The following is a 24,059-nucleotide window of genomic DNA, read 5'->3' as shown; positions in this document are numbered from 1 at the left end:
GGCCGTCGGCCGGGAAAACGGTGGCGGCGGATCGGTGGATATCTAGGGTGGACGGATGGCGATCATCGAGTTTCCGGAACCGCCGTCCCCCAACGGTTACAGCCACACCGTCGTCGTCGCGCCGGGCAGCCGGCTCGTGTACATCTCCGGGCAGGTGCCCGTCGACGCGGACGGCAGGGTCCCGGAGGGCTGGGCCGACCAGACCCGGCTGACCTTCCGCAACGTGGAGGCCGCGCTCGCCGCGGGCGGTGCCGGCTGGGCCGACGTGATCAAACTGACGTACTTCGTGACCGGCACCGGGGAACTGCCGGCGATCCGCCGGATCCGGGACGAGTTCGTCGACACCGCGCGGCCGCCGGCCAGTTCGCTGGTGCAGGTGGCCGGGCTGTTCCGGCCCGACGTGCTGATCGAGATCGAGGCCGTCGCCGCGGTGCCGGCATGACCGGTGAGGTCCGGTTCACCAAGTGGGGCGGCCGGCGGCACTGGGAGTGTGATCTGGAACCGCTCGGCGAGGACGGGCACGGGCTGTGGCTCGGCGGGCGCGCCGGGATCAGCATGCGCCGCGGTGACGGCGAGATGTTCCCGCAGCTACACGACTTCGTGATGCTGGTACCGGCATCCGGCTGCTGGATCGCCTCGGTCAACGCCCCGTCGGCGGCGTCGTCGATCGCCGTCTACATCGATATCACCGACCGTCCGCGCATCCACGACGGGGTCGTGCACGCCGTCGACCTGGACCTGGACGTGATCCGGCACTGGGACGGCTCGGTGGCGGTACTCGACGAGGACGAGTTCGCCGAGCACCAGATCCGCTACGGCTATCCGCCAGAGGTGATCGCCGAGGCCCGGGCCACCTGCGACGACCTGTTCACCAGGCTCTCCGCGGCTACCCAGCCGTTCGAGACCGAGGCCCGCCGGCGCCTGGACGCCTACCTCACCTGAGGGTTTTCGGCTGGTTCCCACCGCTGTCTCAGCGCCGCTGAGACAGCGGTGGGAACCAGCCACCCTTTCGGGCGCCGCGCCCTTTTCGGGTGCGGCGGCGCTTTCGGGCGCGTGACTTCTTCGGCCGTGGCCGAAAAAGCGGCCGCGGTGTTCCTTTCGGAGGGGCTGGCGTCAGGCGCGGCGCTCCAGGAAGTCGTAGACGTCGCGGTTGTCGACGCCCGGGAAGGTGCCCGGCGGCAGGGCGGCCAGCAGGTGGGAGTGGACGCGGGCGCTGGGCCAGGCGTTGCCCGCCCACCGGTCCACCAGGGCGGCCGGCGGGCGGCGGCAGCAGTCCGGGTCGGGGCAGGTCGACACGGTACGCCCGGGCACGTCACCGCCACGGAACCAGCGGGCGTGCTCGTACGGCGTACCGACGGTCACCGAGAACTCGCCGGAGCGGGTCGACTCGACGTGGACGGTGCACCAGTACGTCCCGGCGCCGGTGTCGGTGAACTGGTAGAACGACGAATACGGGTCCTCGGCCTCGAAGACGGTGCGCGACGCCCACTTGCGGCACACCGGCTGGCCCTCGATGGCTCCGGTCACATCCGACGGGAAGCGGACGTTGTCGTTCTCGTACGCCTTGTAGACGATCCCGGTCTCGTGCACCCGCGCGAAGTGCACCGGGATCCCGAAGTGGTGGGTGGCCAGGTTGGTGAACCGGTGCGCGGCCGTCTCGTAGGACACCCCGAACGCGTCCCGGAAGTCGTCGATCGCCAGGGCCCGGTCGGCCTTGGCCTCGGCGAGGAAGTCGACGGCGAACTTCTCCGGCATGAGCAGCGCCGCCGCGAAGTAGTTGACCTCGACACGCTGCCGCAGGAAGTCGCCGTAGTCGGACGGGTCGTTGTGACCGAGCACGAAGTGCCCGAGGGTCTGCAGGACGACCGCCCGCGGGTCGTGGCCCTTTCCGCTGGCGACCTGCGGGAGGAAAATTCTGCGGTTCTTCAGGTCGGTCACCGACCGGGTGGAGGCCGGCAGGTCGTTGACGTAGTGCAGGGTGAACCCGATCTGCGCGGCGATGTCGAGGATGCCGCGCTGTGACAGCGGGCCGGTCGTGTGCCGTACCGATTGAAGAACCCTGGCCGCCGCCTGCTCGATCTCGGCGAAGTAGTTGTCGCGGCGCCGCATGTCGGCGCGCAGCTGCGCGTTGGCGCGCCGTGCCACCTCGGGGGTCGCGGTCTGTTCGGTGAGCACCCGGTTGAGCTCGCGATGCATCCCGATGAGAGCTTCCAGGGCGTCGGCCGGCAGCCGCCGGCCGGCCCGCACCGCCGGCAGGCCGAGCGCCTGGTAGGCGGGGTTCTGCTGGAAGTGGGCGAGTTCGATCTCGAGGCCGGCCCGCCGGCTCGGCGCCTCCGGGCGCAGAAGATCCTGCATGGGTACGCCCAGAGCACTCGCGATCGCCTGGAGCACCGACAGTTTGGGCTCGCGTTTGCCGTTCTCGATGAGCGACAGCTGTGACGGCGCCCGGCCGACGGCGTCGCTGAGCTGGTCGAGGGTCAGGCCGCGGGTGCGCCGGAGATGCCGGAGGCGCTGCCCGAGGGTGACGAGGTCTACCGATGGCTCTACAGAAGGCGAAGCGGTCACGGGTTTGACCCTAACAGAATTTCTTCACTTCTTTCCTCACGGAGGGCCTTCAGTGGGGCTGGTGCGATCCCTGAGAGTGAAGTTCTTCCACACGGAAGAACGCGACAGGGCAGGAAAGGGATTCTTCTGATGACTGAGAACCAGAACCGTGGCGGTACCGCTGAGGACCTCACTCGGGAATGGGCCAGTAACCCCCGCTGGGCCGGTGTCAAGCGTGACTACACCGCGCAGGACGTCGTGCGGCTGCGGGGCACGCTCCAGGAACGGCACACCCTGGCCGAGCGCGGCGCCGCGAAGCTGTGGGACCTGCTGCACACCGAGGACTACATCAACGCCCTCGGCTCGCTGACCGGCGGCCAGGCGACCCAGATGGTGCGCGCGGGCCTCAAGGCGATCTACCTGTCCGGCTGGCAGGTCGCCGCCGACGCGAACCTGTCCGGCCACACCTACCCCGACCAGTCGCTCTACCCGGCGAACTCGGTTCCCGCGGTGGTCCGGCGGATCAACAACGCGCTGCTGCGCGCCGACCAGATCGACACCGCGGCCGGCCGGTACGAGCGCGACTGGTTCGCCCCGATCGTCGCCGACGCCGAGGCCGGCTTCGGTGGCCCGCTGAACGCGTTCGAGCTGATGAAGGGCATGATCGCGGCCGGTGCCGCCGGTGTGCACTGGGAGGACCAGCTCGCCAGCGAGAAGAAGTGCGGCCACCTCGGCGGCAAGGTGCTCATCCCGACCCAGCAGCACGTCCGCACGCTGAACGCGGCCCGCCTCGCGGCTGACGTGGCCGGTGTGCCGACCCTGGTGATCGCCCGTACCGACGCTCTCGCGGCGGACCTGCTGACCACCGACGTCGACCCCCGTGACCAGCCGTTCGTCACCGGCGAGCGGACCTCCGAGGGCTTCTTCCGGGTCACCCCGGGCGACGACGCCGCCATCGCCCGCGGTGTCGCCTACGCCGACTACGCCGACATGCTGTGGGTCGAGACCGGCAAGCCGGACCTCGACTTCGCCCGCAAGTTCGCCGAGGCCGTGCACGCCAAGCACCCGGGCAAGCTGCTGTCGTACAACTGCTCGCCGTCGTTCAACTGGAAGAAGAACCTGGACGACGACACGATCGCGCGCTTCCAGAAGGAGCTCGGCGCGATGGGCTACAAGTTCCAGTTCGTGACGCTGGCCGGCTTCCACGCGCTCAACCACTCGATGTTCGAGCTGGCCCGCGGCTACGCCCAGACCGGCATGAGCGCCTACGTGAAGCTGCAGGAGGCCGAGTTCGCGGCCGAGGCCGACGGCTACACCGCGACCAAGCACCAGGCCGAGGTCGGCACCGGCTACTTCGACGCCGTCTCCACCGCTCTCAACCCGGACAGCTCCACCACGGCGCTGTCGGGTTCCACCGAGGCCGAGCAGTTCTGAGCCGAGCAGTTCCTTAGAAGCGACAGGTAGGTAGAGACATGGGCGCCGAAGAGATCACCATCACCGGTACGACCGCAGGCCGTTACTCCGAGATCCTGACCGCTGAGGCCGTCGAGTTCATCGTGGCGCTTGACCGCGAGTTCGGCGCCCGCCGGGTTCAGCTGCTGGAGCGCCGCCGGCGCCGCCGGGCCACCCGTACCACCGACCTCGACTTCCTCGCCTCCACGGCGTACATCCGGGACGACCTGTCGTGGCAGGTCGCCCCGGCCGCCGCCGACCTCACCGACCGGCGGGTCGAGATCACCGGCCCGCCGGAACGCAAGATGACCATCAACGCCCTCAACTCCGGTGCCAAGGTGTGGATGGCCGACTTCGAGGACGCGACGTCGCCCACCTGGGACAACGTGATCCTCGGCCAGCTCAACCTGCGCGACGCGCTGGACGGTGCGCTCGACTTCACCGCCCAGGACGGCAAGCGGTACGAGATCGGCGCGCAGATGCCGACGATCATGGTCCGGCCGCGCGGCTGGCACCTGCCGGAGTGTCACCTGCGCATCGGCGGCCGGGCCGTGTCGGCGTCGCTGTTCGACTTCGGCCTGTACCTCTACCACTGCGGGCAGCGGCAGATCGACCGGGGCAGCGGCCCGTACTTCTACCTGCCGAAGCTGGAGTCGCACCTGGAGGCCCGCCTCTGGAACGACGTCTTCGTCTTCGCCCAGGAGTACCTCGGCATCCCGCGCGGCACGATCCGGGCCACCGTCCTGATCGAGACGATCAACGCGGCGTTCGAGATGGAAGAGATCCTGTACGAGCTGCGCGAGCACTCGGCCGGCCTGAACGCGGGCCGCTGGGACTACCTCTTCAGCATGATCAAGAACCGTCCGGACGTGGTCCTGCCCGAGCGGTCCCAGGTCACCATGACCGCGCCGTTCATGCGGGCGTACACCGAACTGCTGGTCAAGACGTGCCACAAGCGCGGCGCCCACGCGATCGGCGGGATGGCCGCGGTCGTGCCCAGCCGCGACCCGGTCGCCGCCAAGCGGGCCCTCAACCAGGTGCGCCAGGACAAGCGGCGCGAGGTCGGCGACGGCTTCGACGGCTCCTGGGTCGCGCACCCGGGGCTCGTCGAGACCTGCCGTGAGGTGTTCGACCAGTGGCTCGGCGACGAGCCGCACCAGATCGTGCGCAAGCGCGACGACGTGCGGGTCGGCGCGTCCGATCTGCTCGACATCAAGGCCACCTCGGTCACCGTCAGCGAGGTCGCGCTGCGGACCAACGTGAGTGTGGCGCTGCGCTACATCGCCGCCTGGCTGGGTGGCCGGGGCGCGGTGGCGCTCGGCGGCCTGATGGAGGACGCGGCGACCGCCGAGATCTGCCGGGCGCAGCTCTGGCAGTGGATCTCGTCGGGTACCCCGACCGACTACGGCGTGCCGGTCACGGCGGGCCTGGTCGCCCGGATGCTGCGCGAGGAACTGGACGTGCTCAGCGAGACCGGCGCCCTGGACGAGGAGGCGGCCCGGTGCTTCGGCCAGGCACGGACGCTGCTGACCGTCCTGCTGTCGGAACGGACCTGCCCGGAGTTCCTCACCCTGCCGGCCTACCTACGGCACCTGTCCGGTGGCGTGGCGGCTCCGGTCACCGCTCAGGCTCCTGTCGCGGCCTGATCGGATGAGGGCGGGGCGGCGTGGTCTCGGTCCACGCCGCCCCGCTCGTCGTACTCCGGCTGGTTCTCACCGCTCTCTCACGGCACCTGAGACAGCGGTGGGAGCCAGCCGGTTCGGTTGGTATTCGGGCTGGTTCTCACCGCTGTCTCACGGCACCTCAGACAGCGGTGAGAACCAGCCGGTTTGTCATGTGCGGCCCTGCCAGGTGCACAGGCAGACCCTGTTGCCCTCCGGGTCGGCCAGGACCCAGAAACTCGGCGCACCGGCATCACTGACCAGCGTCCCCCCGGCCGCGAGCGCCGCCTCGATCCGCGGCCCCACCTCGGTCGGGGCGACCCACAGGTCCGGGTGCCAGCGCTGCCGCGGCTCCTCGTCGCCGGACCGCTGGAACCAGATCAACGGCACCTTGCCGTACGGGTCGAGCAGATCACCGTCGGCGTCGCCCGGACAGCCCAGCACCGCCTCCCAGAAGCCCAGCTGCTCCGGGAAGCCCGGACTGTCCAGCGCCAGCTCCAGGATGGTCAGGCCGTCCGCGCCCAGCCCCACCCCGGCCTCCGCGGCCAGCTCCGTGATCGTCGCCGCCAGCCGCAGGTCCCGCCCGGTCACCGCGCCCACGTCGTGGCTGCTCAGCCGTACGTCGACCCAGGTGTACCGCAGGTCCAGGTCCGGATGGTGATCGACGGCCTCGGCCGCCGCACCGATCGCGTTCACCAGTGCCAGTCCCGTCGCGAAGTCGCCGGTCCGCAGCCGGGTCCGCAGCGCGTCACGCAGGTAGACCCAGCCCTGCGGCGCCCGCTCGGTGATCTGCCGTCCGGTCAGCTTCGTCATGCCCACATGCTCGCACCGCGGAACGTGCCGCGACGCCCACCCGGCCGGCCCGGGGACACCCGCCCCCGGGCCGGCGCGGACGTCAGGGCAGGTACCAGCCGGTGGCGTAGGTGTTCCACGCCAGCCGGTACTTGTTGATCGTCGAGAAGTGCCGGTAGGTGCACTGGTTGTACCCGGGCGTCGAGACGGCGACCACGCCACTGGCGCCCGCGTCGAACCGGCCGGTCACCACGTAACCGTCCGAGTGGTAGTCGCAGACCGAGATGTCCCAGCCGGCGCCGCTGTTGGCGGTGACGACGATCCGGCCCACCAGGACGGTTCGCGCGTCGTTGTAGAGCGACAGGGTGCTGCCCGCTCCGTAGGGCTGGTAGTCCGGTGCGACCGCGAGTGCGGGCGAGGCCACCGCCGCGGCCCCGAACATTCCGGCCAGGACCACCGCCACCACTCGTTTCGACAGGCCACTGATGCGCATCCGAATCCTCCTTCGCGGCCGCTCCCTCGGCGGCCGACGGACTCCACGGTGGATTCCGGCGGCCGCCCCCGGCAATGCGTAAATGTCCCTGACCTGGGCGTATCTGTCCCCACAGACAGATAGACGTCAGGTCGGGGTGGGCGGCCGGAGCTTCGCGGGCCAGCGCAACGGGCAGCACGAGGAGGGTGTCGCGGACGGCCGGGGCACCGATGAACAGGGAGCGGCCCACGAAACCCACGAGTGCACACCACACCAGGGCCAGCGGAATGAGCTGGACGGCGAGGAGAAAGCGGGCGGACGGCAACCAGGCGAACCCGCCCTCGAGGCGGCCCCCGCTGCCGTGTCAGCGCTGAGGTACCGGCTCGGCTGCCCGGGTCCGTGCGAAGATCCGCGCGGTGAGCAGCGGCACCGCGACGCCGAGCAGCAGGCCGGCGATGACGTCGCTGGTCCAGTGCACGCCCAGATACACCCGGCTGAGCGCGGTCAGCACCGGGATCAGCCACAGCGCCCGCCAGCCCTGGAAGATCATCAGGGCGATCGTCACGGCCAGGGCGCTGTTCAGCGCGTGCCCGGACGGGAACGCGTAACCGACCGTGGACGCCACCGGGTCCAGGAAGTCCGGGCGGGCCCGGCAGAACAACAGTTTCAGCAGGCCCCCGAGGACGCCGCCGGCGATCATCGTCACCGCCACCCAGATCGCCGTCCACCGCTCCCCGCGCCGGACCAGCCAGATCACCAGGATCAGCGCGGCCACCCGGAAGACGTTCGGCTGGAACAGGTGTGTCACCCAGGTCATCAGGGTGGTGAGGGGCGGTGCGGCGTGCGCGGCCTCGTGCATCCGGTCGGCGACCGCCCGGTCGAACGCGCGCAGTGGCTCCCAGCCGGTGCTGACGAACGCCGCGAGAACGGCGACCGGCACCAGCAGCATGACCGTCAGGCCGGCTCGGACGACCGGTGGTTCAGACCGCATGACGAACCATTACCCCAGACCCAACCTGCGAAGCACCTGTCAGTGGCCGATCAGAACAGCTCCAGTCCGCGACCTCCGCCGGCCTGACCGGTCAGGCGGGTGCGGTCGGTGGAGAAGTCGTTGATCTGGCCGATCGCGTTCTGCACCTGGTCGACCAGGCCGCTGATGTTGGCCTGCTGGTCGTCGGCTACCGCCCGAACCTGGCCGATCGCCGCCCGTACACTCTCGATCGTGTCCGTCATCGTGGCGACCGCCCCTGAGACGTCGGTGGCCGTGCTGGTCAGCGTGTTCAGGGTCGCGGTGATCCGCTCGGTCGACTCGGCCGTGTCGTCGGCCAGCTTGCGCACCTCGTCGGCGACGACCGCGAAGCCGAGACCGGCATGACCGGCCCGGGCCGCCTCGATCGTGGCGTTCAGGGCCAGCATCCGGGTCTGCCCGGCGATCGACGCGATCATCGCCACCATCTCCCGGGTCGCCGGCAGGCTCACCGTCAGCGCCTCCGCCGCCTGATCGGCCCGCTCCGCGTGATCGGCCATCTGCTCGGTCGCGATGTGCGCCGTCACGGCGCCGGAGGTGATGTCCTGCACCGATGCCTTCACCGCGTCCACCCCGCGGACCGCGTCGCCCAGCTGGTAGGCGACACCCCCGATGATCTGCTCGGACTCGGCCTCCACCCGGCGCAGCATCTCCTCCCGCTGGGCCTCCCGCTGCCGGATCTCCCGCTCCCGTTCGCGTTCCTCCCGTTCGCGCATCCCGGCCAGCTCCGCGGTGTGCCGGTCGATCGCCTCCAGCATGTCGTTGACGGCGCCGGCCACCGCGTTGATGTCGGCGTCGTCGGACGGCGGTACCCGCAGCGCCAGATCCCGGGAGCTCATGATCTTCTCGATGGTGCGGCGCAGCGGCTTCACGTGGTGCCGGACGGCCCGGCGCATCGCCATGCTGATCGCCGCGCCGGCGATCAGCACCGCCGCCAGCACCACCCCGGCCAGCTGGGCCAGCGTGGCCTGCGCCTGCGCGTGGATCGGCCGGTCGCTGAGCCCCTCGAAGGTGACCGGCACCCCGTCCGCGCCGGTCAGGGTGCAGGCCACCGCGATGTCCTCGCCGGCCTTCGCGGTCGTCACCGAGATGGTGCCGAACCCACTGCTCAGCTCCCGCAGTGGTTGTGCGCCCTCCCTCGGTGCCGGCCGCAGGACGATCTCGTCGTCGGTCTGCCCGGCCAGGGCCGCCACGCCCGCCTCGTCCAGCTCCCGGAAGACCAGCAGGAAACCGTTGGAGTCACCGGTGCCCCCGTCGCGGTAGACCGGAAACGAGCAGAACTCCGTCGGGGTGCCCGTCACGCTGGTCAGCCCACAGAAATGGGTGCCGGCCGCGCCGTCACGCAGATAGCCGGCCAGGGTCGCCGGATCGTCCAGCGGCGCGGGCATCGCCTGATAGGCCGGGCCGGCGATGCGGCCGCCCGCCCGGATGCCGCCGTGCCGGTCGACGGCCAGGGCGCCGGAGAAGCCGTACTGGGTGGCCAGCACGTCCGGTGGCACGTCGACCGCGAACTGCCGGGTGTCCCGGTTCGCCAGATCGTCGTACAGGGCGGTCCAGATCGAGTTGGTCACCCCGAAATCCCGCAGCCGCTGCGCGTGGGCGCTGATCGCGACCCGCAGCTCCTCCGCCTCCCGGCCCGCCTGGCCGCGCTCCACCCGTTCGAACGCGGACACCGTCACCAGATAGACCGGTACCCCCAGGATGACCAGCATGATCGCCACCAGGCCGAGGACCGGCAGCAGTTCACCCCGGTGCAGGGCCGCGGCCGGCCGGAATCGCCACACACCGGTATGTTCCACGATCCCGCGGACCCACTGAGGCCGGATGGCTCAACCGGCCGCGCGGGCCGACGATTGCGCCGGGTGTGCTGATGCGGGTGCCGGGGTGGGCGGCGTGGCTGGTGGTGGCGGCCGTCGCCGCGCTGTGCTTTCCGCTCGTACCCGACGACACGCTGCCCGCCAAGATCTACGTCAACACGGTCGGGCTGTCGTCCGTGGCGGCCATGGTCGTCGGCATCGTGCGGAACCGGCCGGAACACTGGCGGGCGTGGGCGCTGTTCGCGGCCGGCGTGCTGACGTTCGTCTCGGGGGACATCACCTACGACGTCACCGAACTGCGGCTCGGCGAGTACCCGTACCCGTACTGGGCGGATCTGCTGTACCTGTCGGCGTACCCGCTGCTCTGGGCGTCGCTGTCGAGACTCGGCAACCCCCGCGGCGACCGGGAGCGCGGCGCCCTCATCGACGCCGCGATCATCTCCACCGGGATCGGCCTGATCTTCTGGGTGTGGGTGGTCGGGCCCACCCTCCAGGACACCGGGGCGCCCCTGCTGGAACGGGTCGTCACCATCGGGTACCCGCTCGCCGACGTCCTGCTCACCACCGCCGTCGCCCGGATGCTGACCCGCGCCGGCAACCGCACCCCCAGCATGCGGCTGATGACGGCCGGGGCGGTCATCATGCTGGCCGGCGATCTGATCTACACCACGATGTCGAGCACGGCCGAGTACACCGGCGGCTTCGTCGACTCGGGTTTCCTCATGGCGTACGCCTGCTGGGGTGCCGCGGCCCTCCATCCGAGCATGCGCCGCCGCCCCGACACCGTCCTCGACGTGCACCGGATCGGCCGTACCCGGCTCGCCGTGCTCACCGCCTTCGTCCTCATCGCGCCCGGTCTGCTGTTCTTCCAGGGCGCCGGCGACCCCGCCGCGATCGCCTGGGCGGCCCTCGGCACCGGCGCGGTGGTGCTGTGCCTGCTCGTGGTGATGCGCATGTGGGGGCTGGTGCAGCAGGTCAAGGTGCAGGCGTCCCGGCTCGGTGACCTCGCCATGCACGACCCGCTCACCGGCCTGGCCAACCGGCGCGCCTTCGAGGAGCGGCTGGGGGCCGCCGCCACCGGCACCCCCACCGTGCTGCTGCTCGACCTCAACGGGTTCAAGGCCGTCAACGACCGGTTCGGGCACGCCGTCGGTGACGAGCTGCTCACCGCCGTCGCCGGCCGGATCAGCGACCGGATCCCGGCCGGAGCGGTCGCGGCCCGGATGGGCGGGGACGAGTTCGCCGTCCTGCTGCCCACCGACGTCGACGACGATCTGGCCGACCGGCTCCGTACGGCCATCCACCAGCCGATCCACGCCGGCGGACAGGACCTGCTGATCGGCGCCAGCATCGGCATCGCCGGCGGCGCCGACCCGGTCGAGGTGCTGCGCCGCGCCGACGTTGCCATGTACGCCGCCAAGGCCGACGGCGGCCGGCCCCGCCGCTACACCGCCGATCTCGACACCAGCACCGACGAGGAGGCCCGCCTCGGCGCCGAGCTGCGCTCCGCCCTGGACCGCGGCGAGTTCCATCTCGTCTACCAGCCGATCGTGGAACTGCCCACCGGCCGGGTCGTCGCCGTCGAGAGCCTGGTCCGCTGGTGGCATCCCGACCGGGGCCATGTCGCCCCCGACGTGTTCATCCCGGTCGCCGAGCGCACCGGCCTCATCGTCGAACTCGGCGAGTGGATCCTGCGTACCGCCTGCCTCCAGTTCGCCGACTGGTGGCGGCACGGGGTCGCCCCGGACCGTTTCGGTGTCAACGTCTCCGCCCGCCAGCTGGCCGAACCGGGTTTCGTCGGGCTCGTCGCCGCGATCCTCGCCGAAACCGGTGTCCACCCCGCCCGGCTCATCGTCGAGGTGACCGAGACCGCCGTGTTCGGCGGGGGTGCCGCCGTCCGGGCCGTCCACGAACTCACCGAACTCGGCGTCGAGATCGCCCTGGACGACTTCGGCACCGGCCACTCGTCGCTCGGCCTCCTGCAGACGCTCCCGGTCCGCATCCTCAAGGTCGACAAGTCCTTCGTCGACAACGTCACGATGGCCGGCCGGCACGCCGTCATCGCCACCTCGCTGATCCAGGTCGCCAACGGCTTCGGCCTGGTCGCCGTCGCCGAAGGCGTCGAGACCGCCGAGCAGGCCGCCGAGCTGTACCGTCTCGGCTACCGCCGGGCGCAGGGCTACCACTTCGGCCGCCCGGCGCGGGCCGAATACCTCCCGGCCATCGTGACGGTCCGGGCGGGCGACCCGGCCTGAGGTCGCGTCCCCTCCCGGCCACCGCGACGGTCCCGGCGGGGAGAGTTCCAGCCCCCCACCAGCGGGGCCCCGGCAGGGCGAGGGTTTCAGCCCACCACCAGCGGGGCGGCCTGGACCGCGAGCAGCCGGCCCCAGATGCGATAGGCGGGCGGGGCCGGGTGGAAGCCGTCCGGGGCGAACAGCCCGGGATCGTCCATCGGCAGGTCGCCGACCGGGAGGTGGTGGGTGGCCGGGAGTTCGGTGGCGACCGCGGCGAGCCGGCGGTCCAGGCGGCGGGCGTGGGCGCCGAACACCAGCCGGGCCACCGCGGGCAGGGCCGGGAACCGGTGCACCGGCGGCAGGCCGGACAGCAGCACCGGGACCGGTCCGAGGGAGTCACGCAGCGCCGTGACCAGACCGGTGACGTCGCGATGGAAGGCGGCCGGGCGGCGCAGGCGGGTGGTGTCGTTGACGCCGACGGCGACGGCCACCAGCTCGGGGCGCCATCCGGTGGCCGGGTCGGTGAGGTGGGGGAGCAGGGCGGTGACGGTGCGCGCGGTGGCGCCGCCGCGGGCCGCGACCCGCCAGGAGACGGCCCGGCCGAGCCGGGCGCCGAGAGCGGTGGCGAGTTGGCCGGCCAGGGCGCCGGCGTGGTCGGGCGCGCCGAACCCGGCGGCGGACGAGTCGCCGAGCAGTGCCAGGCGGAGAGCGGGGCCGGGCCCGGGGGTCTCGCCGTGCCGGGGACCGCTCGCCGGTCGCACCTTCGCCATGGTCGCCTCCATAACAGGTGTTATTCCATAACAGTCATTATCGTAGGCGGATGGTGCAGCGCGGTCGAGACCCCCGGGCGGAACTCGTCGAAGCCGGCGCGCGGGTGCTGGCCGAGCAGGGACCCGGCGCCCTGTCGGCGCGGTCGCTGGCCCGTGCCGCGGGAACGTCGACGATGGCGGTGTACACGTACTTCGGCGGCATGCCCGCGGTGGTTCGGGCGATCATCCACGAGGGGTTCGCCCGGCTGGCCGCCGAGCTGGCGGAGGTGCCGGAGACCGCCGATCCGGTCGCCGACTGCGCGGCCCTGGCCCTCGCCTACCGCCGGGCCGCCCACCGGGCCCCTCATCTGTACCGGGTGATGTTCGGCGCCACCGGTTTCGACCTGACCGACGAGGACCGGGGGATCGGCGCCTACACCCTGCGGGTCGCCCGCGACGCCGTCGCCCGCTGCGTCGCGTCCGGACGGTTCCGCCCGGCGGAGCCGTGGACGCTGACCCGCCAGTCCTGGTGCCTGGCGCACGGCCTGGTCAGCCTGGAGTTGGCCGGCTTCTACCCGGATCCGGCCGGTGCGGACGCTGATTTCCGCACCCACCTGACGAATTTCGCCACCGGCGCCGGCGACGACCTCACCCGCGCCGGGGTCTCGGTCGCGACCGCCTTCGAGGTCTGAGCCCGCGCGGCCTCACAGGTCGAGCAGTTCGACGGTCACGGCGATGACGGCGCCTGCCGTGAGGGACTCGGCGGTGCGGATCGCGCGTTTCACCGGCAGCACATACGCGTTGCGCCCGCTGTCCGGGAAGACCGAGGTCGTCCACGAACTGCGGCCGACCGTCGCGCGGACCCGCAACGACCCGAATCCGCGCCGCAGCCCGCCGGATCGTGCCCGGATCTCCTCCGACGCGTCCACCGGCAGGCTGACGAAAGTCCAGCTCTCGTCACGCCGGGCAGCCCAGATCCACAACTCACTCGCGAACTCCACCAGCACGACGGCAGCATCGCATCCGGGTACGACATTCCCGTCCGACAATGACCGTAAAAATTCCTTAACACTGTTTACTGTTAGGAGTCCTTAATTTACGTTGGTGAACACGCAGCCCTTGACAAGGAGCAATGCATGCGACGCAGGTTCACCTTTCCCGCGCTGACCGTCGCCGCGGTCAGCGGATCCCTCTTCGTGGCCGCATCCCCGGCGTCCGCGCACGGTTACATCTCCTCCCCGCCCAGCCGTCAGGCCAACTGCGCCAGCGGCGCGGTCTCCGGATGCGGTGACATCGTCTACGAGCCGCAGAGTGTCGAGGCCCCCAAGGGTTCGACCCAGTGCAACGGCGGCACCAGCCGGTTCACCGTCCTCAACGACACCGGCCGGAGCTGGCCGGCCGCTAACGTCGGCACCAGGGTCACCTTCAACTGGGTACTGACCGCCCGCCACGCCACCTCGACGTGGGAGTACTTCATCGGCAACCGGTTGGTCGCGTCCTTCAATGACAACGGTGCTCAGCCGGGGGCGACCAAGTCGCACACGGTCGACTTCGCGGGCTACACCGGCAGGCAGACCGTGCTCGCCCGGTGGAACGTCGCCAACACGATCAACGCGTTCTACTCGTGCGTCGACCTGAACTTCGGTGGGACCGGCACGCCCTCGCCGACCCCGACCACGCCGGGCCCGACGCCGACCACCCCGGCGCCGTCGCCGACCAGCCCGGCGCCGACCCCCACCACGCCGACCAACCCAGGTTCGACCACGTGGGCGGCCGGTACGGCGTACCGGGTGGGTGACCGGGTCACTTACAACGGCGCCGCCTACCAGTGCCGGCAGGCGCACACCGCGCTGGCCGGCTGGGAACCCCCGTACGTCGCGGCGCTGTGGGCCGCCGTCTAGCAGGAACGGGCGGCCCGGTCTGCCGGGCCGCCCTCACCCTGCTGCTGCTCGGCGTGCTGGCGGCCTGTGGTGCGCCGAAGCCCGCGGCCGCCGCCTTCAACGACACCGACGTGATGTTCCTCCAGATGGGCCTGACGCAGATCACCGAGGGCGACCGGGTCGCGGAGATCGCCGAGGGCCGGGCGGGCAACCCGGAGATCCGGGCGGTCGCCGCGGAGTTGCGCGGCCAGTGGCGCACCGAGCAGGACACCATGCGCGGCTGGCTGGAGCAGTGGGGGCGGCCGCTCGTGGCGGACCCGTCGGCCGGCCTGCACGCCGGGCACGGGGACCTGCACTCGCTGCGTGAGGAGGACTTCGAGGGACTGCGCGGATTCTCCGGCGCCGAGTTCGACCGGGCCGCGGTGGCGCTGCTGCTCGGCAACCTGCACAACGCGATGGAGACCATCCGGATGGAGGCGACCGGTGGGTCGTACCCCCAGGCGGTTGATCTCGCCGCACGCATGACGGAGGCGCGGCAGGGCCAGATCCAGCGGCTTCTCGCGCTGGCGGCGGGCTGAAAAATCAATGGCCCGGGCGCGGTACGGTCGGCGCATGCCCGCATTGATCGCGCCGACCGCCGCGCTGCACGCCTCCTGGCTCGAGTCCCGTGACGAGTGGGGCCGCGGCGTCCACCAGGACGGCGCGGGCCTGCGCGAGGCCGACGACGTCGACTCGCCGGACGGGTTCGCGGCCTGGGTGACCCGGCTGAACGAGGCGGAGAAGCAGGCGCCCGAAGGCTGGGTGCCCTGCTCGTTCCGCTGGATGGTCGAGGGTGACCGCTATCTGGGCGCGATCGCCCTGCGCCACGAGCTGAACGACTTCCTGCTGGAGGCCGGCGGTCACATCGGTTACGGCGTGCGCCCATCGGCCCGCGGCAACGGCCTGGCGGGCTGGGCGCTCGCCGCGATCCTGCCGGAGGCCCGTGCGCTGGGCCTGCCACGGGTCCTGGTGACCTGCAACCCCGACAATGCCGCCTCGGCCCGGACGATCGAGCGCAACGGCGGTGTCCTGGAGGACGTCCGGGACACCGAGCTCGGCACGGTCCGGCGCTACTGGATCACGCTGTAGCCAGCGGGCCGGCGGGCAGCGCGGCCACGGTGTCGCGCAGTTCGCCGAGCATGGCGGCGACCAGGGGGTCGGTGCGCCGCCGCCGGGCGGTGGCGACGCCGACGTAACGGCACGGGCCGGGCGGGGTGAGCCGGGCCGCGGTGAGCCCGGACGCGTCGGTGGTGAGCGCCACCTCGGGGATCATCGCGATGCCCACCCCGGCCCGGACCAGCGACTGCGCGAACTGGTAATCGGTGCCCCGGCAGGCGGTGATCACCTCGAACCCGGCCATCGCCGCGTAGTGATCGAGCATCTCGCCGACCGACATGCAGCCGTGCACCCAGCGTTCCCCGGCGAGTTCGGCGATGGTCAGCGCGGTCCGGCCGGTGTGCCGGTGCCCGGCCGGCAGCACGATCCACATCGGGTCGTCGAGCAGCGGGGTGAAGTCGAGGCCGGGCGGCACCATCGGCGGCCCGTCGAAGTGGTAGACGAGTGCCATGTCGGCCGCCCCGGAGCGGACCAGCGCCAGGCTCTCCTCGGGCTCGGCCTCGATGACGGTCAGCTCGACCTCGGGTCGCACCGTGGTGAACCGGGTCAGTGCGTGCGGCAGGATCCGCTGGCCACCGCTGGTGAAGGTGGCCACGGTGAGGCGCTCGGCGCCGACGGTGGCCAGCCGGGCGATCTCCCGCTCGGCGGTGAGCAGCTCGGCGGCGATGGCGGCGGCGGTCTCGGTGAGCACCCGGCCGGCGTCGGTCAGCTCGACACCGCGGGTGCTGCGCCGGACGACCGGGGTGCCGACGGTCCGTTCCAGGGCACTGATCTGCTGGGACACCGCGGACGGGGTGAGGCGCAGCTCCGCGGCGGCGCGGTTGAAGCTGCCCTGCCGGGCGACGGCGGTGAGGACCTGGAGGCGACGCGGATAGATCATCAGTTTTCCTTAACACGGCATCAGCAAGTCACTGGTTCCGCTTACTACCCTACGGGTCCAGGCTGTGGGGGTGAATCGTCTCGCCTGGTCGCTGTTCGTGCTGTGCTCGGTCCTCTGGGGCCTCCCGTACTTCCTCATCAAGATCGCCATCGAGGACCTGTCACCGGTGCTCGTGGTGGCCGGCCGTACGGCCATCGCCGCCGCCGTGCTGATCCCGTTCGCCCTGATGCGCGGGACGCTCGGTGCCCTGCGCGGCCGGGGCCGGGTGATCGCCCTGCTCTCGACGGTGCACATCGTCGTGCCGTTCCTGCTGATCACCTATGGCGAGCAGCACATCACGTCGTCGCTGACCGGCATCCTGATCGCGGTCGAGCCGGTGCTCATCGCGCTGCTGATGGCCCGGGCCGAGCCGCTGACGACGGGCCGGATCGTCGGCCTGGTGCTCGGCTTCGCCGGCGTGGTCGTCCTGGTCGGCCTCGACCTGTCCGGCGACCGGTACGGCCTGCTCGGCGCGGCGATGGTGCTGGCCGCGGCGGTGAGCTACGCGGTCGCCACGATCCTCGTCCAGCGCCGGGCCGCCGACCTGCCGCCGGAGACGCTGACCGTCGGCACCACCGTGACGACCACGATCGTGCTGGCACCGGCCGCCCTGCTGAACCTGCCGCACGAGCCGGTGAGCGCACGCTCCTGGGGCGCGCTCGCGGTGCTCGGGGTGCTCTGCACGGCGGTGGCCCTGCTCGCCTTCTACCGTCTGATCGCGCTGGCCGGGCCCAACCGGGCCGGTCTCATCACCTACGTCAATCCGGTGGTGGCGGTCCTGCTGGGCGTGATGCTGCTCAACGAACCGATCGGGCCGGGCACGATCGGCGGTTTCGCCCTGGTGGTGGCGGGCTGCTGGTTCTGCACGCGGCCAGCCGCGCGCCGGAGCGGGGAGAAGGTTCTCGAGCCGTCCCGGTGAAAAGATCTTCACCAGGCAGGCCCTGACCAGGTCCTTTGTGTAACGTCCCGGAGAACGGTGTGAGCCGGTCAGGAAAACTTGCAGTCAATTCACAGGTGAGGGACAGCCGACGCCCCTTGGCTGCACAGACTTTTTGCGAAATCTTTGCCAGGTCATCAAGATCAGAGGGATGACCTGGAGAGGAGCGAAATGACAGCGCTGGGGAATTCAGACCGCCCGATCTTCGTCGTGGGCTGTCCCCGGTCCGGTACGACGATGCTTCAGCTGATGCTGCATGCACACCCACGGATCGCGCTGCCCCCGGAGACCCGCTTCCTGCTCGCCGCCTATCAGAAGCGCGCCGAGTTCGGTGACCTCACCGGCGCGGCCCAGCGGCACGAGTTGGCCAGGTTCATCGTTGAGTCGTCACAGTTCGAAGATCTCGGCCTGGACCCCGACGAGACGACCGAGGCGATCGTGGCCGGCCCGCCGACCCTGGGCTCGGCGTTCGGCATCGTCTTCCGGATGTACTCGTCCCGGTTCGGCAAGCCCCGTTGGGGCGACAAGCGGCCGCTCTACCTGCGGCACCTGCCGACCATCCTGCGGCTGTTCCCGGACGCCCAGATCATCAACATCATGCGGGACGGGCGGGACTGCGTGGCGTCGCTCAAGGAGACGCCGTGGAAGCCGTCCGACTTCGACACGCTCATCGACTACTGGGCGCAGTCGGCGGACGCGTCGCTGCTGGCCGCCCGGCGCTACCCCGAGGACGTCTACCACCAGGTCCGCTACGAGGACCTGGTCGCCGACCCGGAACCGCACCTGCGCCGGATCTGCGCATTCCTCGACGAGGAGTACGACCCGGCGATGAGCGCTCCGAACAAGCTGGCGTCGGTCGCCGTCCCGGAGTACAAGACGTGGCACACGCTCACCCATCAGGCGCCCACCACCGAACGGATCCAGAGCTGGCGTACCCGGCTCACCGACGAGGAACTGCGCCGGTGCGAGGAGGTCTTCGGTGAGCGGCTGGCGAAATTCGGCTACCAGTCGTCGACGCCGGTCGCGCGCAGCGCCCGGATGCGCTCGGACGCCCGGCTGATCGCCCGTCACCGGCTCGGCCCGGCCAAGCAGGCCGCGCGGAACCTGTGGACCCAGATCCGCACCTCCGAGCAGGCTGAGCCGCCGGTCGCCGCGCTGCTCACCTCGGGCCAGCTCCGGGCCCGCTGAAGGGGCGGCCCTAACTCACCAGGCGGCGTTCCCACGCCCAGGCGGCGATCTCCACCCGGTTCCGGGTGCCCAGCTTGGCGTGGATGCTGCCGAGATGCGTCTTCACCGTGCCGACCGAGATGAACAGCTCGCCGGCGATCTCCGCGTTCGTCTGGCCGCGGGCGGTCAGGCGGACCACCTCCAGCTCCCGGGGGGACAGCCCGCCGTCACCGCCCGCGGGCGCCGGCGCGGACAGGTGCTGCAACAGCCGGACCGTGATCGACGGGCTGATCAGCGCGTCCCCGGAGGCGGCCGCCCGCACCGCCTCCACCAGCAGCGCCGGGCCGGAGTCCTTGAGCAGGAAACCGGCCGCGCCGCCGAGCAGCGCCTGATGCACGTACTCGTCGAGGTCGAACGTCGTCACCACGACCACCTTGACCGGGTCGGTCACGTCCGGGCCGGCGAGCAGCCGCAGCGCCTGGAGGCCGTCCATCCGCGGCATCCGGATGTCCATCAGCGCCACGTCCGGCTTCAGCCGGCGGGCCTCGGCGACCGCGTCCACCCCGTCGGCGGCCTCACCGACCACCTCCATGTCCGGCTGAGCGCCGATGATCATGCCAAAACCGGTGCGGACCATCGCCTGGTCGTCGGCGATCAAAACCCGGATCAAGAGACACTCCACTCCAGCGGCAGCACCGCGTCGACGATCCATCCGCCGCCGACGCCCGGCCCCGCCGTGATCCGGCCGCCCACGGCGCGGACCCGTTCGGTGAGGCCGACGAGACCGTACCCCGGCCGTTCCCGGACGGTGGGCGTGCGGGCGGCGGGTCCGTCGTTTCTCACCCGGACCATCAACTGCAGGGGGGTACGGGTCACCCACACGTCCACCGACGAGGCGTCCCGCGCGTGCTGCCGCACGTTCGTCAGCGCCTCCATCACCACCCGGTAGGCCGACGTCGACACCTCCACGGGCATCCCGGCCAGCTCCCCGTCCACGTGCAGGCGGGCCGCCGGGCCACCGGCCGCGTCGAACTGCCCGACCAGCGTCTCCAGGTCGGCCACCCCGGACACCGGGGCGAGCGGCGCGTCCGGTTTCGAGTCCGGGTCGCGCAGCACACCGACCATCCGCCGCATCGACGCCATCGTCTCCGCACCGGCCTGCTCGATCTGCTCCAGCGCCAGCAGCACCCGCTGCGGGTCCTGCTCGGCGATGAACCGGGCACCCTGCGCCTGCACCACGATCCCGGTCACGTGGTGGGCGATGAAGTCGTGCAGGTCGCGGGCGAACTCGGTGCGCTGCTCGGCCCGGATCGCGTCGACCGCCCGCTGCCGGTTGCCCTCCAGCGTGCGCAGGTAGATGCCGACGCCGATGGCGGCCGCCCCGGCCAGCGCCTGGATCAGGCCGAACGTGATGACGATGCTCTCCGACCCGGCCCGCAGCGGCATCGCGCCGACCGCCAGCAGCACCACCGCCACCGCCGGGAGGGCCCAGCCGGATCTACTCCGGCGGGACACCACCATCAGCACGCCGAGCAGCGCCGACGACTCGGCCAGCCCCCACAGCGAGTTGTATTCCGACCCCCCGAAGATGAACAGGACCGAGGTCAGCAGCAGCGAATGCAGGCCCAGCACGATCGCGGCCACCGGCAGGCGGGTCGAACCCTGCCGGTGCGCCGGAAGCCAGACCGCGGCCGCGGCGACCGCGGCGGCGACCCGCCACAGGGTCACCTCCGAGTTGTCCGAGGCCATACCGCCCCGGAGGTCGAGGATGCCGAGCAGGGCCAGCGCGCCGAGAGCGGCGAGCTGACCCATCCGGAGCAGGGCGAGGTTCATCATCGTGACCCAGCGTAGGCGGACCGGTGACGGTCACCATCGGCCGAAAGTAAGACCCGGCCCCCTGACAGCGGGCGGATGTGCCGTACGCATCGATCGGACAATATCCGTCACGTCCGATTCGTTCGACGAGCTTGGAGCTCACATGCAGAGGCAGTCCTCACCCGTGACGGACCGCGACGGCCTGGCGGCGGTCGCGGCCGTCGACCTGGTGAAGGTGTACGGCTCCGGCGACACCGCGGTCCGCGCGCTCGACGGGGTCACCGTGGGCTTCGACCGTGGCCGGTTCACCGCGATCATGGGGCCGTCCGGGTCCGGCAAGTCCACGCTCATGCACTGCCTCGCCGGACTGGACACCGCCACCTCCGGCCAGGTGCTGCTCGGCGGCACCGACCTGACCAAGCAGCCGGACAAGGTGCTCACCAAGGCCCGGCGCGAGCGGATCGGCTTCGTCTTCCAGTCGTTCAACCTGCTGCCGCAGCTCACCGCGGCCGCCAACATCACGCTCCCGCTCGACCTGGCCGGCCGCAAACTGGACACCGAGTTCCACGACCAGCTGATCACCACGCTCGGACTGTCCGGGCGGCTCAACCACCGGCCCGCCGAGCTCTCCGGCGGCCAGCAGCAGCGCGTCGCCCTGGCCCGCGCGCTGGTCTCCCGGCCCGAGGTGGTCTTCGCCGACGAACCGACCGGCAACCTCGACTCCCGCTCCGGCGCCGAGGTCCTCGCGCTGCTCCGCGACTCGGCCCGCAACCTGGGCCAGACGATCGTCATGGTCACCCACGACCCGGGTGCCGCGGCGTACGCCGACCGGGTCGTCATGCTCGCCGACGGCCGCCTCGCCGGGGAGATCCACCAGCCGGACATCGCCGCCGTCACCGACGCCCTCCAGAGCCTGGCGGCCGGCCGGTGAATCCCGTTCTGCGCACCCAGCTCGCCGGGGTCGGCAAGCGACCGGCCCGGCTGCTGCTCACCGGCTTGGCCGTGCTCGTCGCCTCATTCGTCGTCTACGCCACCGTCCTGGCCCAGCAGATCACCGAACGCAGCGTCCTCAACGGGCTCAGCGGCACACCGGAGGCCGTCGACCTGGTCGTCCAGAACGGCGGGCTCAAGGCGGCGGACCTCAACACGATCAACGCGACACCCGGTGTCGCCGAGACCGCCGTCCGCACCTCGATGGGTGTCCGGCTGCCGGCCGGTGACCTGGTCCTCGCCACCGACCCGGGCAGCGGGCCACTCAGCACCGTCCAGGTCACCGAGGGCCGCTACCCGACGGCGGCCGGCGAGATCGCGGTCACCCCGCGCACCGTCGAGCGGATGGCGCTGACCGTCGGCTCGAAACACACCGTCGACCTGGGTGAGGGCAAGAAGGCCACCCTCAGCGTCGTCGGGGTGGTGCAGCCGCGCGACGACATCGGCTTCCTGGCGTACGGGCTGCTGCCGACCGTGAGCTCGCCCGGCTACGACTGGATCGAGCGCGTCGACATCCGCCTCGACGCCGGCGCCGACGCGACAGCCGTACAGGAGAAGATCGCCTCGCAGGTCGAGGGCGAGGCCCCGCCGGAGATCACCACCGGCGACGACACCCGGATCGCCGAGGCCCGCGAGGCCGCCGAGGAGGTCGACCAGGTCTTCATCGTGGTCAAGGTGTTCGTCGCGGTGGCCGTGCTCGCGGCCGGGCTGATCGCCGCCTCCACGTTCCGGATCGTCTTCGCCCAGCGGATGCGCCAGCTCGCCCTGCTTCGCGCGGTCGGCGCCGGCCGGGGTGCGCTGACCCGGGCGCTGGCCGCCGAAGGGCTGCTCACCGGGGTGGTCGCCGGGCTCACCGGGGTACTCGCCGCCCTCGCCGTCGGTCACCTGCTGCCCCCGGCACTGTCCGCGTTCGGCTTCGAGGTCGCCGGGCCCGGGTTCCCGCTGGCCGAGGCCCTCGGGACCGTCGCGCTGGCGGTGCTGATCACCGTCGTCGCCGTCCTCGCCCCGGCCCTGTCCGCGGCCCGGGTCGCGCCGCTGGAGGCGCTGCGGTCGGCGTCGACGACCGGCGCCCGGCAGGGCATCGGCCGATTGCGGGCGATCACCGGCCTGCTCCTGGCCGTGGCCGCCGCCGGTGCCGCCGCCCTGGTCTGGACCGGCCTGCCGAAGACCCCCGAGGATGATGTCGACGTGCAGACGCTGCTGCTCGGCATCGTGGCGTCCGGCGGCCTCGCGTTCGTGGCGCTGATCGCTCTCGGCCCGGTCCTGGTCCGCCCGGTCCTGGCGCTGGCCGGATGGCCGCTGCGCCGGCTGGGCCCGGTCGGCCGGCTCGCCGTCGGTGGTGTCGGCGGCAGTGCCCGGCGTGCCGCCGCCGTGTCGGTGGTGGTCGCGCTCGGCGTCACCCTGCTCACCGGGGTGCTGGTCGGCGGCGACTCGATCCGGATCCTCGCCGAACGTGAGGCGATCGCGGCGGCGCCCGCCGACTTCGAACTCAAGGGCAACACCGGCACCACCCTCAAGGACGGCGTCGCCGACCGGGCGAAGCAGAGCACCGAGCTGACCCGGGTCACCCCGTACCGGTGGGCCACCGGGATCACCGTCGGCGACTTCCAGGACGCCGGGGCCACCGACCTGTCGATGGCCGCACTGCCCCGCCTGGCCGGTCTCGACACGGTCTCCGGCGACGTCACCGCACTCGCCCCCGGCAGCGCGATCATCGCCGGGTACGTCGCCGAGGGCGGCGGGATCACCACCGGCGACCAGATCACCCTCACCCGCGCGGGCAAGCAGGTACGCCTGACCGTCGCGGCCGTCCTCGGCGGTCCGACCCCGCTGCACACCGAGGCGCTGCTCGACCCGTCCGACCTGTCGAAGCTCGGTGTCCCGGCCGCACCGACCGGGCTCCTGGCCGACGCCGCCGGCACCGGTGAGGAGGGCCGGACCGCGGGTCTCCAGGCGCTGCGGGCGGCCGCCGGTACCCAGCCGGAGATCAGTGTCGAGGTTCTCGCCGACCAGCGCGACCAGGTCCAGTCGGCGCTCGCGACGGTGATGGTGATCGGGCTCGCCCTGATCGGCCTGACCGTCCTGATCGCGATCGTCGGCGTCGGCGCCACCACCGCGCTGTCGGTCGTCGAACGGGTCCGCGAGTCCGGCCTGCTCCGTGCGGTCGGGATGTCGCGCGGCGGACTGCACGCCATGCTCACCACCGAGTCCGCCCTGTACGGGGTGATCGGCGCGGTCCTCGGGCTGGTGCTCGGTGTCCCGTACGCCTGGCTCGCGGTCGCCGCCCTCGCCGACGACGCGCCGCTCACCCTGCCGGTGTGGCAGCTCCTGGCGGTCTTCGTCGTGCTGGTGGCGCTGACCGCCCTGGCCGGGGTGATGCCGGCCCGCCGGGCGGCCCGGGTGAGCCCGGTGACCGCACTCGGCACCGACTGACCGCCGTCTGGCCCC

General features: G+C 71.7%; 23 protein-coding genes. 13 read left to right on the top strand and 10 right to left on the bottom strand.

Annotated features, from left to right (window positions below; genetic code table 11):
* Window positions 1-55 precede the first annotated feature (55 nt).
* Both BC793_RS01415 and BC793_RS01410 read left to right on the top strand, forming a co-directional pair.
* The gene (locus tag BC793_RS01415) at window positions 56-442 is read left to right on the top strand and encodes a RidA family protein (protein WP_109588687.1); all 387 of its coding nucleotides are present in this window, start codon (window positions 56-58) and stop codon (window positions 440-442) included.
* Window positions 439-942 (top strand): DUF402 domain-containing protein, encoded by a 504-nt coding sequence (locus tag BC793_RS01410; RefSeq protein ID WP_109588686.1) that lies wholly within the window; start codon window positions 439-441, stop codon window positions 940-942. The genes BC793_RS01415 and BC793_RS01410 overlap by 4 nt, the downstream gene beginning before the upstream one ends.
* 171 nt (window positions 943-1,113) lie before the next feature.
* Here BC793_RS01410 and BC793_RS01405 read toward each other — a convergent pair whose 3' ends face one another.
* Window positions 1,114-2,565, bottom strand: coding sequence for an XRE family transcriptional regulator (locus BC793_RS01405; protein ID WP_109588685.1), 1,452 nt, complete (start codon window positions 2,563-2,565; stop codon window positions 1,114-1,116).
* Window positions 2,566-2,694: 129 nt separating this feature from the next.
* On the opposite strand from BC793_RS01405, the gene aceA reads away from it, so the two are divergent.
* On the top strand, window positions 2,695-3,978 hold the full coding sequence (aceA, locus tag BC793_RS01400; protein ID WP_109588684.1) for an isocitrate lyase: 1,284 nt from the start codon (window positions 2,695-2,697) through the stop codon (window positions 3,976-3,978).
* Window positions 3,979-4,016: 38 nt separating this feature from the next.
* A complete protein-coding gene (gene aceB / locus BC793_RS01395) occupies window positions 4,017-5,642 on the top strand; it encodes a malate synthase A (protein ID WP_109588683.1) in 1,626 nt (541 codons plus the stop codon).
* Between the two features lie 186 nt (window positions 5,643-5,828).
* Here aceB and BC793_RS01390 read toward each other — a convergent pair whose 3' ends face one another.
* The 4 genes from BC793_RS01390 to BC793_RS01375 all read right to left on the bottom strand — a co-directional run bounded on the left by BC793_RS01390 (window position 5,829) and on the right by BC793_RS01375 (window position 9,732).
* The gene (locus BC793_RS01390) at window positions 5,829-6,470 is read right to left on the bottom strand and encodes a 4a-hydroxytetrahydrobiopterin dehydratase (protein ID WP_109588682.1); all 642 of its coding nucleotides are present in this window, start codon (window positions 6,468-6,470) and stop codon (window positions 5,829-5,831) included.
* A gap of 82 nt (window positions 6,471-6,552) precedes the next feature.
* Window positions 6,553-6,942, bottom strand: coding sequence for a hypothetical protein (locus BC793_RS01385; RefSeq protein ID WP_146246154.1), 390 nt, complete (start codon window positions 6,940-6,942; stop codon window positions 6,553-6,555).
* 343 nt (window positions 6,943-7,285) lie between these two features.
* On the bottom strand, window positions 7,286-7,912 hold the full coding sequence (locus BC793_RS01380) for a phosphatase PAP2 family protein (protein ID WP_109588680.1): 627 nt from the start codon (window positions 7,910-7,912) through the stop codon (window positions 7,286-7,288).
* 50 nt (window positions 7,913-7,962) lie between these two features.
* Entirely contained in the window at window positions 7,963-9,732 is a 1,770-nt protein-coding gene (locus BC793_RS01375; RefSeq protein WP_109588679.1) for a methyl-accepting chemotaxis protein, read from the bottom strand.
* A gap of 86 nt (window positions 9,733-9,818) precedes the next feature.
* On the opposite strand from BC793_RS01375, the gene BC793_RS52175 reads away from it, so the two are divergent.
* Window positions 9,819-12,020, top strand: a complete 2,202-nt coding sequence (locus BC793_RS52175) for a putative bifunctional diguanylate cyclase/phosphodiesterase (RefSeq protein ID WP_109589072.1) — start codon at window positions 9,819-9,821, stop codon at window positions 12,018-12,020.
* A gap of 86 nt (window positions 12,021-12,106) precedes the next feature.
* Here BC793_RS52175 and BC793_RS01365 read toward each other — a convergent pair whose 3' ends face one another.
* Entirely contained in the window at window positions 12,107-12,769 is a 663-nt protein-coding gene (locus BC793_RS01365; RefSeq protein ID WP_203896081.1) for an SGNH/GDSL hydrolase family protein, read from the bottom strand.
* 50 nt (window positions 12,770-12,819) lie between these two features.
* Between BC793_RS01365 and BC793_RS01360 the strand changes: the two genes are divergently transcribed.
* Entirely contained in the window at window positions 12,820-13,440 is a 621-nt protein-coding gene (locus BC793_RS01360; RefSeq protein ID WP_109588677.1) for a TetR/AcrR family transcriptional regulator, read from the top strand.
* 12 nt (window positions 13,441-13,452) lie between these two features.
* Here the strand turns inward: BC793_RS01360 and BC793_RS01355 are convergent, their stop codons facing one another.
* Entirely contained in the window at window positions 13,453-13,755 is a 303-nt protein-coding gene (locus BC793_RS01355; protein WP_109588676.1) for a DUF1905 domain-containing protein, read from the bottom strand.
* 129 nt (window positions 13,756-13,884) lie between these two features.
* Here BC793_RS01355 and BC793_RS01350 point away from each other — a divergent pair, with 129 nt between their 5' ends.
* From BC793_RS01350 to BC793_RS01340, 3 genes are read left to right on the top strand one after another with little or no spacing between them, the layout of a single operon-like run.
* Window positions 13,885-14,649, top strand: coding sequence for a lytic polysaccharide monooxygenase (locus BC793_RS01350; RefSeq protein ID WP_109588675.1), 765 nt, complete (start codon window positions 13,885-13,887; stop codon window positions 14,647-14,649).
* Window positions 14,634-15,206, top strand: coding sequence for a DUF305 domain-containing protein (locus tag BC793_RS01345; RefSeq protein WP_239169794.1), 573 nt, complete (start codon window positions 14,634-14,636; stop codon window positions 15,204-15,206). Before BC793_RS01350 ends, BC793_RS01345 begins: the two co-directional genes overlap by 16 nt.
* Before the next feature lie 34 nt (window positions 15,207-15,240).
* Window positions 15,241-15,756, top strand: coding sequence for a GNAT family N-acetyltransferase (locus BC793_RS01340; RefSeq protein WP_109588674.1), 516 nt, complete (start codon window positions 15,241-15,243; stop codon window positions 15,754-15,756).
* On the opposite strand, the gene BC793_RS01335 is transcribed toward BC793_RS01340, so the two are convergent.
* A complete protein-coding gene (locus tag BC793_RS01335) occupies window positions 15,746-16,663 on the bottom strand; it encodes a LysR family transcriptional regulator (protein ID WP_109588673.1) in 918 nt (305 codons plus the stop codon). The genes BC793_RS01340 and BC793_RS01335 overlap by 11 nt on opposite strands.
* Before the next feature lie 70 nt (window positions 16,664-16,733).
* Here BC793_RS01335 and BC793_RS01330 point away from each other — a divergent pair, with 70 nt between their 5' ends.
* Both BC793_RS01330 and BC793_RS01325 read left to right on the top strand, forming a co-directional pair.
* Window positions 16,734-17,621 (top strand): DMT family transporter, encoded by an 888-nt coding sequence (locus BC793_RS01330; RefSeq protein ID WP_109589070.1) that lies wholly within the window; start codon window positions 16,734-16,736, stop codon window positions 17,619-17,621.
* Between the two features lie 189 nt (window positions 17,622-17,810).
* Window positions 17,811-18,827 (top strand): sulfotransferase family protein, encoded by a 1,017-nt coding sequence (locus BC793_RS01325; RefSeq protein WP_109588672.1) that lies wholly within the window; start codon window positions 17,811-17,813, stop codon window positions 18,825-18,827.
* 10 nt (window positions 18,828-18,837) lie between these two features.
* On the opposite strand, the gene BC793_RS01320 is transcribed toward BC793_RS01325, so the two are convergent.
* Window positions 18,838-19,476, bottom strand: a complete 639-nt coding sequence (locus tag BC793_RS01320) for a response regulator transcription factor (protein WP_109588671.1) — start codon at window positions 19,474-19,476, stop codon at window positions 18,838-18,840.
* Window positions 19,473-20,642 (bottom strand): sensor histidine kinase, encoded by a 1,170-nt coding sequence (locus BC793_RS01315; RefSeq protein ID WP_109588670.1) that lies wholly within the window; start codon window positions 20,640-20,642, stop codon window positions 19,473-19,475. Before BC793_RS01315 ends, BC793_RS01320 begins: the two co-directional genes overlap by 4 nt.
* Before the next feature lie 142 nt (window positions 20,643-20,784).
* Between BC793_RS01315 and BC793_RS01310 the strand changes: the two genes are divergently transcribed.
* Entirely contained in the window at window positions 20,785-21,552 is a 768-nt protein-coding gene (locus BC793_RS01310; protein ID WP_109588669.1) for an ABC transporter ATP-binding protein, read from the top strand.
* Window positions 21,549-24,044: an FtsX-like permease family protein gene (locus BC793_RS01305; RefSeq protein ID WP_109588668.1), complete on the top strand. Its 2,496-nt coding sequence runs from the start codon at window positions 21,549-21,551 to the stop codon at window positions 24,042-24,044. Before BC793_RS01310 ends, BC793_RS01305 begins: the two co-directional genes overlap by 4 nt.
* Window positions 24,045-24,059 lie beyond the last annotated feature (15 nt).

Source organism: Actinoplanes xinjiangensis (assembly GCF_003148685.1).
Classification (GTDB): Bacteria; Actinomycetota; Actinomycetes; order Mycobacteriales; family Micromonosporaceae; genus Actinoplanes; species Actinoplanes xinjiangensis.
This window is presented reverse-complemented; position numbering and strand designations above follow the sequence as displayed.

What these genes read in the sequence shown, in the direction of transcription:
- aceA (WP_109588684.1), top strand. Translation starts at nt 2,695, where the DNA reads ATGACTGAGAACCAGAACCGTGGCGGTACCGCTGAGGACCTCACTCGG.
- BC793_RS01350 (WP_109588675.1), top strand. Translation starts at nt 13,885, where the DNA reads ATGCGACGCAGGTTCACCTTTCCCGCGCTGACCGTCGCCGCGGTCAGC.
- BC793_RS01360 (WP_109588677.1), top strand. Translation starts at nt 12,820, where the DNA reads ATGGTGCAGCGCGGTCGAGACCCCCGGGCGGAACTCGTCGAAGCCGGC.
- BC793_RS01410 (WP_109588686.1), top strand. Translation starts at nt 439, where the DNA reads ATGACCGGTGAGGTCCGGTTCACCAAGTGGGGCGGCCGGCGGCACTGG.
- BC793_RS01310 (WP_109588669.1), top strand. Translation starts at nt 20,785, where the DNA reads ATGCAGAGGCAGTCCTCACCCGTGACGGACCGCGACGGCCTGGCGGCG.
- BC793_RS01365 (WP_203896081.1), bottom strand. Translation starts at nt 12,769, where the DNA reads ATGGCGAAGGTGCGACCGGCGAGCGGTCCCCGGCACGGCGAGACCCCC.
- BC793_RS01325 (WP_109588672.1), top strand. Translation starts at nt 17,811, where the DNA reads ATGACAGCGCTGGGGAATTCAGACCGCCCGATCTTCGTCGTGGGCTGT.
- BC793_RS01340 (WP_109588674.1), top strand. Translation starts at nt 15,241, where the DNA reads ATGCCCGCATTGATCGCGCCGACCGCCGCGCTGCACGCCTCCTGGCTC.
- BC793_RS01390 (WP_109588682.1), bottom strand. Translation starts at nt 6,470, where the DNA reads ATGACGAAGCTGACCGGACGGCAGATCACCGAGCGGGCGCCGCAGGGC.
- BC793_RS01415 (WP_109588687.1), top strand. Translation starts at nt 56, where the DNA reads ATGGCGATCATCGAGTTTCCGGAACCGCCGTCCCCCAACGGTTACAGC.
- BC793_RS52175 (WP_109589072.1), top strand. Translation starts at nt 9,819, where the DNA reads ATGCGGGTGCCGGGGTGGGCGGCGTGGCTGGTGGTGGCGGCCGTCGCC.
- BC793_RS01380 (WP_109588680.1), bottom strand. Translation starts at nt 7,912, where the DNA reads ATGCGGTCTGAACCACCGGTCGTCCGAGCCGGCCTGACGGTCATGCTG.
- BC793_RS01315 (WP_109588670.1), bottom strand. Translation starts at nt 20,642, where the DNA reads ATGATGAACCTCGCCCTGCTCCGGATGGGTCAGCTCGCCGCTCTCGGC.
- BC793_RS01385 (WP_146246154.1), bottom strand. Translation starts at nt 6,942, where the DNA reads ATGCGCATCAGTGGCCTGTCGAAACGAGTGGTGGCGGTGGTCCTGGCC.
- BC793_RS01335 (WP_109588673.1), bottom strand. Translation starts at nt 16,663, where the DNA reads ATGATCTATCCGCGTCGCCTCCAGGTCCTCACCGCCGTCGCCCGGCAG.
- aceB (WP_109588683.1), top strand. Translation starts at nt 4,017, where the DNA reads ATGGGCGCCGAAGAGATCACCATCACCGGTACGACCGCAGGCCGTTAC.